10 protein-coding genes are annotated in these 11,177 nt (G+C 71.8%); 6 read left to right on the top strand and 4 right to left on the bottom strand.

The annotated features are described in order from the left end of the window. Window positions 1-421: 421 nt before the first annotated feature. The gene (locus ACLEQD_RS26425) at window positions 422-1,129 is read left to right on the top strand and encodes a hypothetical protein (RefSeq protein ID WP_410387732.1); all 708 of its coding nucleotides are present in this window, start codon (window positions 422-424) and stop codon (window positions 1,127-1,129) included. A 185-nt stretch (window positions 1,130-1,314) separates the two neighbouring features. On the opposite strand, the gene ACLEQD_RS26420 is transcribed toward ACLEQD_RS26425, so the two are convergent. Beyond that, on the bottom strand, window positions 1,315-2,274 hold the full coding sequence (locus ACLEQD_RS26420; RefSeq protein ID WP_410387731.1) for an L-threonylcarbamoyladenylate synthase: 960 nt from the start codon (window positions 2,272-2,274) through the stop codon (window positions 1,315-1,317). A gap of 32 nt (window positions 2,275-2,306) precedes the next feature. On the opposite strand from ACLEQD_RS26420, the gene ACLEQD_RS26415 reads away from it, so the two are divergent. The 5 genes from ACLEQD_RS26415 (at window position 2,307) to ACLEQD_RS26395 (ending at window position 8,382) form a co-directional block, all read left to right on the top strand. Next, window positions 2,307-3,722, top strand: coding sequence for a TIGR01777 family oxidoreductase (locus ACLEQD_RS26415; protein WP_410387730.1), 1,416 nt, complete (start codon window positions 2,307-2,309; stop codon window positions 3,720-3,722). A gap of 70 nt (window positions 3,723-3,792) precedes the next feature. Beyond that, window positions 3,793-4,716, top strand: coding sequence for an ABC transporter ATP-binding protein (locus tag ACLEQD_RS26410; protein WP_338266665.1), 924 nt, complete (start codon window positions 3,793-3,795; stop codon window positions 4,714-4,716). Beyond that, entirely contained in the window at window positions 4,713-5,435 is a 723-nt protein-coding gene (locus ACLEQD_RS26405) for an ABC transporter permease (RefSeq protein ID WP_171414595.1), read from the top strand. The genes ACLEQD_RS26410 and ACLEQD_RS26405 overlap by 4 nt, the downstream gene beginning before the upstream one ends. Further along, window positions 5,432-7,303, top strand: a complete 1,872-nt coding sequence (locus tag ACLEQD_RS26400) for a Gldg family protein (RefSeq protein ID WP_410387729.1) — start codon at window positions 5,432-5,434, stop codon at window positions 7,301-7,303. Before ACLEQD_RS26405 ends, ACLEQD_RS26400 begins: the two co-directional genes overlap by 4 nt. Then, window positions 7,300-8,382, top strand: coding sequence for a hypothetical protein (locus ACLEQD_RS26395; protein ID WP_410387728.1), 1,083 nt, complete (start codon window positions 7,300-7,302; stop codon window positions 8,380-8,382). The genes ACLEQD_RS26400 and ACLEQD_RS26395 overlap by 4 nt, the downstream gene beginning before the upstream one ends. Before the next feature lie 3 nt (window positions 8,383-8,385). Here ACLEQD_RS26395 and ACLEQD_RS26390 read toward each other — a convergent pair whose 3' ends face one another. The 3 genes from ACLEQD_RS26390 to ACLEQD_RS26380 all read right to left on the bottom strand — a co-directional run. Then, a complete protein-coding gene (locus ACLEQD_RS26390) occupies window positions 8,386-9,144 on the bottom strand; it encodes a GvpL/GvpF family gas vesicle protein (RefSeq protein WP_410387727.1) in 759 nt (252 codons plus the stop codon). Window positions 9,145-9,176: 32 nt separating this feature from the next. Beyond that, window positions 9,177-9,587 (bottom strand): response regulator, encoded by a 411-nt coding sequence (locus ACLEQD_RS26385; RefSeq protein WP_410387726.1) that lies wholly within the window; start codon window positions 9,585-9,587, stop codon window positions 9,177-9,179. Further along, window positions 9,584-11,177, bottom strand: a 1,594-nt coding sequence (locus ACLEQD_RS26380; protein ID WP_410387725.1) for an ATP-binding protein, incomplete at its 5' end; no start/stop codon positions are given. The genes ACLEQD_RS26380 and ACLEQD_RS26385, both read right to left, overlap by 4 nt.

Below are 11,177 nucleotides of genomic sequence, written 5' to 3'. Positions count from 1 at the left end.
CTCGGGCTCGGGCGCGGTGGCACCCGGCGGGCGCGGGATGGGCTCCAGCTTGCCCGGCGCCTCCTGCTTGCAGGCGGTGAAGGCGAGGGCGACGAGCAGACCGGACAGACTTCGCTTCACGGGGACACTCCTGGGTGACCGTCGCGGGATAGCGGAGCGGACGGCGGATGTACAAGGGAGAACGGGCCATGACGCGGCCCGGCGGGGTCGGCGCTTTCAAGCTGGTGGATGTCCGGTCCTCCTCTCCGGAGGAGAGCCTGGGCGACGGGGTGCCCCGACCGCAAGTCCCCTGGGCCTCCGGAGACCCGGCTTCCCGAAGCCCTCCGGATTCCTCTATGTCCGCTCCCCGCGCGCATCGGGACCGATGCCTGCGCTGGACGGCCTTTCGGGGAAGGGCCGCGTCTTGGAATGGAGCAATGGGATGAAGCTTGGGGCTTTGGGTTTGTTGGGGGTGCTGGGGTTCGTGTCGGGCTGTGCGTCGTCGAGCCCGGACAAGCCGACCGCGCTGGAGCGGCGGCAGGCGATTCGCGACGCGTCGGACAAGACCTACCGCAGCGCGGAGGGTTTCCAGACGGCCCGTTGGGGAATGACGCCGGACGAGGTCCGCGCCGCGCTGCCCGAGGCGAGCGTGTCCCCGGATGGAACGCTGCGGATGAAGACCACCATCGCGGAGATGCCGGCCGAGGTGTCGCTGGGCTTCCTGGAGAACCGGCTCGCGGCGGTGGACGTCTTCTTCACGGAGGTGGCGGATGCGCGCACCTTCCACGCGTTGATGCGTGACCTGCTCACCCGCAAGTACGGGGACCCGAAGACGGCCCGCGAGGTGGCGCGGCAGGTGAAGTGGGGGGATGCCCCCGTGCGCTTCGCCGCGGACCTGGCCCCCGTGCAGGAGGCGGATGCGGCTGCCTCCGCCGCGACGCTGGAGAGCGCGTTGGCGGGGCAGGGGCAGTTCAAGGTGCTCAACCGGTGGACCACGTTCGAGAGCCACGTGAACCTGACGCAGTGGACGCTGCCGTCCCGGGGCGTCATGGCCATCCAGTATGAGAGCGCGAAGTACTCGCCCAAGCGCGCGGGCCTCATCGGGCGCTACACCACGAAAGCCCGTCAGGACCTGGTGAAGGACCTCTGAGCCGTCCCAGGCCTTCGGCCTCGGATGCCGTCCCCGTGAATGAGAAGGTGGGAAACCGCCTGGGACCTCCCGGCGGCGGCGCATCCCACGAACTGGTCCGACTGTCGGACAGGTTTGGAGCGCCGCGGAAACCTGTCCGACAGTCGGACCAGTTGGATCCGCGTCGGGCGAAGGGAGGGCGGGGCTTAGCGGGGCGCAGCGGCGCGGGACAGCCGGTCTCGCACGGCGAGGCCCAGGCCGCTCGCGGCGGGCAGACAGGCCACGAGCACGTCGTGGCCCTGTTCGTCGGCTTCGCGCAGCCGCGCATAGAGGACTCGCGCGGCCTCCGCCGGTTCTCCCGGCACGTCGAAGCGCTGCACGTCCTTCGGCAAGGACAGTGACGCGGGGCCCAGCACTCCCACGCGCAATCCCTGTGCACGCAGGGCTTCCACGCGCTGCGCCGCTTCGTGCGGCTCTGCGAGCACCACGCCCGCCCTGGGCGCGTAGTGCGAGGCCAGCGAACCGGATACTCGCACCGTCTCGGAGGTCCGCACCGGCACCTTGCGCCCCAGCACGCGCTCCACGTCCTCCGTCGCCAGGCCTCCGGGCCTGAGAATCGTAGGGGCTCCGGAGGACAGGTCCACGATGGTCGACTCCACGCCCACCGTGGACGGACCTCCGTCCAGCACCAGGTCCACGTCGCTGCCCAGGTCCCGCTGCACGTGCTCCGCCGTCGTCGGGCTCACCCGGCCGAAGCGGTTGGCGCTTGGCGCCGCCACCCCTCCGCCCAGCTTCTGAAGCACCTCCATCGCCACGGAGTGGCCGGGCACTCGCAACGCCACCGTGTCCTGGCCTCCCGTCACCGCGTCCGTGGCCCTGGACGTGCGCGGCAGCACCAGCGTCAGCGGTCCCGGCCAGAAGGCCCGGGCCAGCGCCTTCGCTTCGTCCGGCACCACGCGGGCCCACTCGGACAGGTGCTCAGCGCCCGGGATGTGGACGATGAGGGGGTGGGTCGCGGGCCGGCCCTTGATGGCGAAGACTCGGCGCACGGCCAGCTCGTCCTCGGCGTTCGCCGCGAGGCCGTAGACCGTCTCTGTTGGCAGGGCGATGACACCGCCGCGTCGCAGCAATTCGACTGCACGGTCCAGGAGGTCGGGAGTAAGCATGCTCGGTTCGCACTGTCTCCCCAGGAGAAACCATGGGCAAGTCGCACGTTTTCGAGGCGCACAGCCAGATGCCTGTCCCCGCCGCCGACCTCTTCTCCTGGCACACCCGCGAGGGAGCTTTCGAACGCCTGTCGCCCCCCTGGGAGACGGCGGAGGTCGTGGACCGCACCGGCGACGGCATCCGCCCCGGCGCCCGCGTCGTCGTCAAACTCCACCTGGGCCCCATCCCTCAGCGCATGGTCGCCGAGCACACCGCCTACGTGGAGGGCTCCTCCTTCCAGGACACCCAGCGCGAAGGCCCCTTCGCGAAGTGGATCCATGACCACCGCATGAGCCCGGCGGGTCCCCAGGCCTCCGTCCTGGAGGATGCCATCCAGTACGAGCTGCCCGTGGGGACGCTCGGGGACACCTTCGGCGGCGGCTATGCGCGCAAGCGCCTGGAGCGCATGTTCGCGTACCGCCACTCGCTCACCCGCGCGGACCTGCGCCGCCATGCGGCCTTCGCATCCCAGGGCCCGCTCACCGTGGCCATCGGCGGTGCGTCCGGCATGCTGGGCTCCGCGCTGTCGTCGTTCCTCACCACCGGCGGCCACCGCGTGAAGCGGCTGGTGCGCGGCCGGGCGAACCCGGCGCGCGGGGACATCTCCTGGGCTCCCGACAAGGGCACCGTCGACGCGGCGGGCCTGGAGGGCGTGGACGCCGTGGTGCACCTGTCCGGCGCCAACGTGGGCGAGGGCCGGTGGTCCGAGGAGCGCAAGCAGGAGCTCCTCAAGAGCCGCACGGACAGCACCCGGCTGCTGTGTGAGACCCTGGCCCGCGCCACCCGCAAGCCGCGCGTGCTCATCTGCGCCTCCGCCGTCGGCTACTACGGCAGCCGGGGCGATGAAGAGCTCACCGAAACGTCGTCCTCCGGCGACGGCTTCCTCGCGGACGTCACGCGTCAGTGGGAGGCCTCCACCAAGGCCGCGGAGGACGCGGGCATCCGCGTGGTGCACCTGCGCATCGGCGTGGTGCTGGATGCTCGCGGCGGGGCGCTCGCGAAGATGGCGCTGGCGACCCAGGCGGGCGGCGGCGGGCCCGTGGCCTCCGGACGCCAGTGGATGAGCTGGGTGTCCCTGGAGGACGTGCTGGGCCTCATCCAGTTCGCCGTCTTCACCCCGTCCATCCAGGGGCCCCTCAACGCCGTGTCCCCGAACGCGGTGCGACAGGGGGAGCTGGCGAAGGTGCTCGGGAGGGTGCTCCACCGCCCGGCCGTGTTCCCGCTGCCCGCCACCGTGGTGAAGACCGTGTTCGGGCAGATGGGCGAGGAGACCCTGCTGTCCAGCACCCACGCGCTGCCCACGGTCGCGCAGGCGAACGGCTTCCCCTTCCTCCTGCCCGACCTGGAGGGCGCGCTGCGCTTCACGCTGGGCCGCACCACCGACGGCGCGGAATACCGCCACGGGTGAGCCCGGCGCTTGACACTCCTCGGGAGGGGCGACAGAAGTGCGCCGCTTCCCCTCGCTTCGAGGAGTCCTGATGATCCAGGTCGAAGGGCTGACGAAGTTCTACGGCGAGCACGCGGCCATCCGGGACCTGGCCTTCACCATCGGCCAGGGTGAGGTCATCGGCTTCCTGGGCCTCAACGGCGCTGGCAAGTCGACGACGCTCAAGATTCTCGGGTGCGTGCTGCTGCCCACCTCGGGCCGCGTCGTCATCGACGGGCACGACGTGGTGAGCCAGTCCCATGAGGTGCGCCAGCGCATCGGCTACCTGCCGGACGTGCCCCCCGTCTACGAGGAGATGACGGTGGGCGAGTACCTGGCCTACGTCGCCCGGCTGCGCGACGTGCCCGCGAAGGCCACCGCGTCCCACGTGGGCGAGGCCGAGGAGAAGACCGGCCTGCGCGACGTGCACGGCGAGGTCATCTCCACGCTGAGCCACGGCTACCGCCAGCGCGTGGGGCTGGCGCAGGCGCTGGTGCACAAGCCCGCGCTGCTCATCCTCGACGAGCCGACCAGCGGCCTGGATCCGCTTCAAATCGTGGAGATGCGCGACGTCATCCGCGGCCTCAAGGGCGCGCACACGGTGCTCGTGTCCAGCCACATCCTCCCGGAGATCTCGCAGACGTGTGACCGGCTGCTCATCATCCACAAGGGCACGCTGCTGGCGCAGGGCAGCGAGGAGGAGCTGTCGCGCGCGCTGGGCGGGCCGTCCATCGTGCTGGAGGTGCGGGGCGACCGGGCGCGGGCCCTGGAAGCATTGCAGGGCTTCGGCGCGGTGGAGGTGCGGGAAGGGAACGGGGTGCTGGCCCTGAAGGTCGCGGCGGCGCCGGACCTGCGGCCCCAGGTGGCGCGAGCGGTGGTGGGCGCGGGCCTGGAGCTGCTGCGGCTGGACGCGAACGAGGGACAGTTGGAGGCGCTGTTCCTGCGCCTGACGCACGGGCAGGAGGTGAAGGCGTGAAGGCGCTCCTGATTGCGCGCCGCGAGCTGGCCGGCTACCTGCGCACGCTCAGCGGCTACGTCATCCTGGCCATCATCCTCGCGGTGAACGGGCTGTTCTTCAACGCGTACGCCCTGGGCGGCGCGAGCAAGCGCTCCGCGGAGGTGCTGTCCGGCTTCTTCTATTATTCGAGCGGCTTCACCATCGTGGCGGCCATCCTCGTGTCCATGCGGCTGCTCGCGGAGGAGCGCCAGACGGGCACGCTGCCGCTCTTGTACGCGTCGCCGGTGCGGGACCGGGACATCGTGCTGGGCAAGTTCCTGGCGGGACTCGCGTTCCTGGCGCTGTACCTGCTGCTCACGCTCTACATGCCGCTGCTGGTGCTGGTGAACGGCAAGGTGTCCTTCGGACACGTGGCGGCGGGCTACCTGGGGTTGCTCCTCTTGGGCAGCGCGTCGCTGGCGGTGGGCACGTTCGGGTCGTCGCTCGCGAAGAACCAGCTGCTCGCGGCCATCTTCTCCGCGGTGATGCTGGTGGCGCTCATCCTGTGCTGGCTCCTGGCGCGCATCACCGAGCAGCCGCTGTCGGATGTCTTCAGCGCGATGTCGCTGTGGAACCAGCACTTCCCCCCGTTCCAGGCAGGGCTCATCCACGTGCGGGACGTCGTCTACTACCTGGTGGTCACCTACGTGGCGCTGTTCGCGGCGACGCGGGTGCTGGAAGCGCGGAGGTGGCGATGAGCACGCCGGCCTCTTTCGGGACGGGGCTCGCCGCGACGGGGGCGTTCGTCGCGGGGCTTATTGCCGTGTTCCTCGCGGAGCGCGTGCTGGGCGTGGGCTCCGGCCGCGTGGCGCTCGCGGCGCTGGGCACCGCCGTGGTGGTGGCCGCGACGGCGTGGAGAACGGTGCGGATGATTGCCGCGCCTGCCGAGCGGCGCGCGCTGGAGCGGTGGGTGCTCACGCTGTACGTCGTGGGGTTGGCCTCGCTGGTGCTCTACTTCGTGAAGGGGGAGGTGGGGACGGCGCTCTTCGGGGAGCCGCTGTCGCGTTCCTCTCCGAAGCTGTCGGGAGTGCTGGCGGTGTTGTTCCCGGCGCTGCTGCTGTGCTCGCTGGTGCCGCTGGCGATGGTGGAGGCCGCGCTGGTGGCGATGGCTCGGGCGCCGGTGCCGGAGACGGGCCGGGTGAAGAGCGCGCTGTTCTCCGGCCTGGGCGTGGCGTTCGTCGTCGTGTTCGCGTTCGCGGCGACGTACGTGGCCACGCAGGCGGACGCGACCTGGGACCTGTCGTACTTCCGGACCGCGAAGCCGGGGGATGCCACGCGCAAGCTGGTGCGCGGCCTCAACGAGCCGCTCCAGGTGACGCTCTTCTTCCCGCCCGCCAACGAGGTGGGCGAGGCGGTGCGGCAGTACTTCCGCGACCTGGAGCCGGAGAGTCCGCAGCTGGGCGTGGAGGCGTTGGACCAGGCGGTGGAGCCCGCGCGCGGCAAGACCCTGGGGGTCAGCAGCAACGGCTCCGTGGTGCTGGCGCGGGGGGACCGCAAGGAGATCCTCACGCTGGGCCTGGATCCGGAGCGGGCGCGCGGGCAGCTCCAGCGGCTGGACGCGGAGGTGCAGCGGAGGCTGCTGGCGGTGGCGAAGCCCCGGCGCATCGTCTACCTCACGGGCGGCCACGGGGAGCGCGCCGACACGCGGCCCGTGCCGGGGGAAGCGGCCCGGCCTTCGGTGGCGCAGTTCAAGGAGCTGCTGCGCGCGCAGAACGTGGACGTGCGAACGCTCACGGTGGCGGAGGGGCTGGGCACGGCGGTGCCGGCGGATGCGGCGATGGTGGCGGTGCTGGGGCCCACGCGGGAGCTGTTGCCGGAGGAGGCCACCGCGCTGCGCGAGTACTGGGGGCGGGGCGGGCGGCTGTGGATCGCGCTGGAGCCGGATGGCGCGGCGCTGGAGCCGCTGCTCAAGCCGATGGGGCTCAAGTCGCTGCGCGTGCCGCTGGCGAACGACCGCGTGTACTTCCGCACGGCGCGGCAGTTGAGCGACCGGGGCAACCTGGGCACGGCGAGCTTCTCCTCGCACCCGTCGGTGACGTCGCTGTCCGCGCTGGGGTCGCAGGGCGCGGTGGCGTTCGTGGGGGCGGTGGCGCTGGAGCCGGTGACGCCGCCGGTGCCCGGCGTGTTGCTGGACACGAGCGTGCGCGCGCACGGGGAGACGTTCGCGGACCGCAACGGCGACTTCGAGCCGGAGGCGGGTGAGGTGACGAAGGCGTGGCCGCTGGTGGTGGCGGTGGAGCGGCCGGTGGGGGAGGGGAAGCCCGCGCCGCGCGCGGTGGTGATGGCGGACGCGGACGCGCTGGGTGACGGCATCCTGGGCAACGTGGGCAATGCGTATCTCGCGGTGGACACGCTGCGGTGGCTCTCCGGCGAGGAGGCGCTCTCCGGCGTGACGACGAGCGAGGAGGACGTGCCGTTGCAGCACACGCGCTCGCAGGACGTCGTGTGGTTCTACGCGACGGTCTTCGGGATGCCGCTGGTGGTGCTGGCGGTGGGCTTCTTCGTGACGCGGCGGCGCGGACGGCGAGCGCCCCGGAGCGCCGCGGCGGTGGGAGGTGCGCGATGAAGGCGCGCGACGTGGCGGTGCAGGGAGTGCTGGCGGCAGTGGCCCTCGTGGCCGCGTTCTTCGTGTGGCAGCGCGAGCCTGCCCGTGCACCCGGTGAGGTGACGGTGGAGGACGCGCAGGCGGGTGCGCTCGACCGCATCCGGTACGACGAGGAGACGCGCTTCGTGGAGCTGTTCCGCGATCCCCAGGACCGCGACACCGTCTGGGTCCGCCTGGGCAGCAAGCCCGCGAAGCCGGGCGCTGGAACGCAGAGCGCCACGGATGCAGGAGCCCTCGCCCAGGCAACCAGCGACGCCGGAAGTGCCGCGCTCGACGCAGGAGCCAACTCCGCCGACGCGGGGACACCCGCGAGCCCCGCGCCCGTGCCTCCGCCCCGGGAGCTGCGTGGCAACGACGTCGCGCTGAAGCTGTTCGCCCGCTTCGCTCCGCTGCGCGCGCAGCGGGACCTGGGCGTCCTGGATGACCAGAAGCTGGAGGAGATCGGCCTCGCGAAGACGGAGCGCCGCCTGACGCTCACGCTCGACGGGACGCCCAGGACGTTCCGCCTCGCCTCGCCCGCTTCGGGCTGGGGCGCCCCCTACCTCCAGCGCACGTCCGACGGCCACGTCTTCCTCCTCGGCCCCGCGCTGCTGACGGACCTGGAGGCCGCCGCCAGCCGGCTCGTGGACCGGCGCCTGCACACCTTCGACGTGGATGGCTTCGACCGCGTCGTCATCTCCACGGGCACCGCGTCCCGTGCCTTCGTCGCCAGCGGCAAGCCTCCGGGCGCCGTGCAGCTGTCGCCCGTGGACGCCCCCGGCACCCCGGACGACTTCGCCCGCAACTGGCACGACCGCCTGTGGCGCCTCACCCCCGTGGAGCTCCTGGGCCGGGGCGAAGCCCCTCCGGGCCCGGCCCCCACGCCCGCCTTCCGCGTGGAGTACCAGCGCGGCGGCAAGGCCGTGGGCGAGCTCTCCATGGCGAAGGCGTCCGACAACTCGTGGTACGCGCGCACGGAGTTCACCCCCGGCTGGGTCCGCATGGGCGGCGGCCTGGAGCTCCTGGCCGAGGACGCCGCGAAGCTCACCGCGCCGCGCTGAGGCTCACCGCGCGGCGGCCGCCGTCTCCACGTCCAGCCGCATGTCCACGAAGCTGTAGGCCGGCCACGGCCCCGTGAACCGGAACGTGTACGTGTCCAGCCGCGCCACCAGCGACTGCACCCGCGCCTCGAACGCGGCCACCCGCGTGCGGTCCACCAGCCACGCCGCGTTCCACAGCATCCGCTCACCCAGGGGCGGCGCCTCGTGCGCGGCCTCCGCCAGCGGACGCAGGCCCGCCCTCAAGCCGTCCAGGTCCTTCGCCGTGCGGTCGCGCAGCGCCGCCTCCAGCCGCGCCTCGTGGTCCTCCTCGGGCTCGGAGGGGCCTCGCGACAGGCCCGGCTGCGCCTCCATCAGCCGGCGCGTCAGCGCGTCGCCGTGGCAGTACACCTTGAGCCCCAGCTCCACCCGCCCTTCCAGCTCGGACAGCGCCCGGTTCAGCGGCGCGCGCGCCACGCGCAACAGCTCCCGCACGCGCTCCTCCGACGGCAGCACCGTCCCGAAGGCCACCGGCACCAGCGTGTGCTCGCGCACCACGGCCTCCGTGACGCGCTGGTGGATCAACAGGTGCTCGCGCGTGGGCACCACCCTGGGGCCCGCCACGTCGGACACCAGCGCCGCGAGGCCTGCCTCCCGCACCGCGCGCACCGGGGCCGCGCCCAGCCCCGCCAGGTCCGGCTCCCATCCGCCGTCCTCGCGCACGATGCCGTAGAGGTAGTGCGCCCGTGCCTCCCGCGAGGACTCCGCCGGGGTCTTCGCCGTCATGACGTGCCCACCTCCGTGCAGACAACGGCTTTTCAGCGCGCGCTTGCCGCGTCGCGCCGGGCAAGCATCTTCTTCACCTGGTCCACCAGCGCGTCCGGCAGGCACGGCTTGGTGACGTACGCATCACACCCGGCCTCGTTCGCGTCGTCCGTGTGGCCCTTCAGCGCATGCCCCGTGAGCGCCACCACCGGGATGCCCTTCGTGCGCGCGTCGCCCTTCAGCCGGCGCGTCGCCTCCCAGCCGTCCATCACCGGCAGCGACAGGTCCATCAGGATGACGTCCGGCACCAGCTCGAAGGCCTTGTCCAGCGCCTCCTGGCCGTTCTTCGCCTCCGCGACGCGGAAGCCGGAGAACTCCAGGTACTCCGCGTACATCTCCCGGGCATCCTGGTAGTCATCCACCACCAGGACGAGCGGCTTTGGGTTTTCCGGGGTGTTCGTCATGTCCGTCTCGCGCGTCTGGGAAAGTGCAGGGTGAAGGTCGAACCCTGGCCCGGAGCGCTCTGGAGGGAGACGCGTCCCCCCAGCATCGCGGCCAGGCGGCGGCAGATGGAGAGGCCCAGTCCGGTGCCCCCATAGGCCCGCGTCGGCGAGCTGTCCACCTGCTGGAAGTCCTCGAAGATCTTCTCCTGGTTCGACACGTCGATGCCTATCCCTGTGTCCTTCACCGAGATGGCCACGGTGCCGGTGGCGTTCTGATACTCCGCCGCGACGTGCACGCCGCCCTCGTGCGTGAACTTCAGCGCGTTGGACAACAGGTTGAGGACGATCTGCTTCACCTTCTGTCGGTCGCTCCACACCCCCGGCAGCGCTTCGTCCAGCCGCGTCTCCACCGTCAGCTTGCTGCGCGCGATGATGGGGTCCATCTCCGCCATCACCTCCTGGAGCAGCTCCGGGATGCCGAAGTCCGACAGGTGCAGCGGCATCCGCCCCGCCTCGATGCGGGTGATGTCCAATATCTCGTTGATGACCTCCAGCAGGTGCCGCCCGTTGGAGTCGATGCGCGTGAGGTTGCGGCGCTGCGGCGGCGTCATCTCCCCGGACACGCCCTGCAGGAGCATGTTCGTGTAGCCGAGGATGGCGTTGAGCGGCGTGCGGAACTCGTGCGACATGTTGGCCAGGAACTGCGACTTGGCCGCGCTCGCCTGCTCCAGCTGGATGGCCTGCCGGCGCAGCTTCTCGTTCTGCTCCGCCAGCTCCGCGGTGGCGGACTGCACGCGCGCCTCCAATTCGCTGGAGACCTCCTTCACGCGCTCCAGCAGCCGCGCCCGCTCCAGCACCTCCGTGCGGTCGTGGAAGACGGTGACGATGCCCGTCAGTTCGCCCCCGTCGCCCAGCACCTTGTTGGCCATGGCCTCCATGGGCACGGGCGAGCCGGTGGACGGATCATCCAGGGTCAGCTGGCTCTTCCAGCGCGACACGCCCGCGTTCACCGGCCCCAGCAGGTTGGCGAGGAACGACGCGAAGAGGGCGTCGTTGGCGCGCACCCGGCGCAGGGTGGCCTCGTCCGCCGCGCCCTCGGCTGACGTGCCCTGGACCTGGACCTGGGGCCACGCGAAGAGGCGCTCGGCCGGGTCGTTCATCATCACCATGCCGCCCGCGGGGTCGGTCAGGATGATGGGGTCCGCCACCGAGTCCAGCACCCGGTCCAGGCGGTGGCGCTCGCTGCGGGCCTCGCGCTCCGTGGCGCGCAGCTGCCGGTAGCTCTCTCCCAGCGCCTGCGTGGCGCGGCCCAGGTCCGTCAGGTTGCGCAGCACGCTCACCACCACGGAGGGCCCGTCCGGCGCCAGCACCGGCGTGGTGACCAGCTCGAAGAGCAGGTCCATGCCCTCCAGCGGATCCACCAGCGGCACCTCGCGCCGGTGCACCGAGGTGCCGCCCTGCGCGAGCGTCTCCCGGAACAGGCGCTGGTTGAGCTCCACCGCCCGCGCGCGGCCGGGGCTCGCGTCCGGGCCCGCCACCAGCAGTGCTTCCGCGCGGCCGTTGGCGAAGAGCAGCGTGCCGTCCGTGTCCGTGAGCAGCACCGGGTCCGAC

Origin of the sequence: Corallococcus sp. 4LFB (genome assembly GCF_046520365.1) — a bacterium.
GTDB classification, from domain to species: domain Bacteria; phylum Myxococcota; class Myxococcia; order Myxococcales; family Myxococcaceae; genus Corallococcus; species Corallococcus caeni.
The sequence above is the reverse complement of the archived record's forward strand: the minus strand, read 5'-3'. Positions and strand labels throughout refer to the sequence as shown.

What these genes read in the sequence shown, in the direction of transcription:
- ACLEQD_RS26385 (WP_410387726.1), bottom strand. Translation starts at nt 9,587, where the DNA reads ATGACGAACACCCCGGAAAACCCAAAGCCGCTCGTCCTGGTGGTGGAT.
- ACLEQD_RS26425 (WP_410387732.1), top strand. Translation starts at nt 422, where the DNA reads ATGAAGCTTGGGGCTTTGGGTTTGTTGGGGGTGCTGGGGTTCGTGTCG.
- ACLEQD_RS26415 (WP_410387730.1), top strand. Translation starts at nt 2,307, where the DNA reads ATGGGCAAGTCGCACGTTTTCGAGGCGCACAGCCAGATGCCTGTCCCC.
- ACLEQD_RS26395 (WP_410387728.1), top strand. Translation starts at nt 7,300, where the DNA reads ATGAAGGCGCGCGACGTGGCGGTGCAGGGAGTGCTGGCGGCAGTGGCC.
- ACLEQD_RS26400 (WP_410387729.1), top strand. Translation starts at nt 5,432, where the DNA reads ATGAGCACGCCGGCCTCTTTCGGGACGGGGCTCGCCGCGACGGGGGCG.
- ACLEQD_RS26390 (WP_410387727.1), bottom strand. Translation starts at nt 9,144, where the DNA reads ATGACGGCGAAGACCCCGGCGGAGTCCTCGCGGGAGGCACGGGCGCAC.
- ACLEQD_RS26410 (WP_338266665.1), top strand. Translation starts at nt 3,793, where the DNA reads ATGATCCAGGTCGAAGGGCTGACGAAGTTCTACGGCGAGCACGCGGCC.
- ACLEQD_RS26420 (WP_410387731.1), bottom strand. Translation starts at nt 2,274, where the DNA reads ATGCTTACTCCCGACCTCCTGGACCGTGCAGTCGAATTGCTGCGACGC.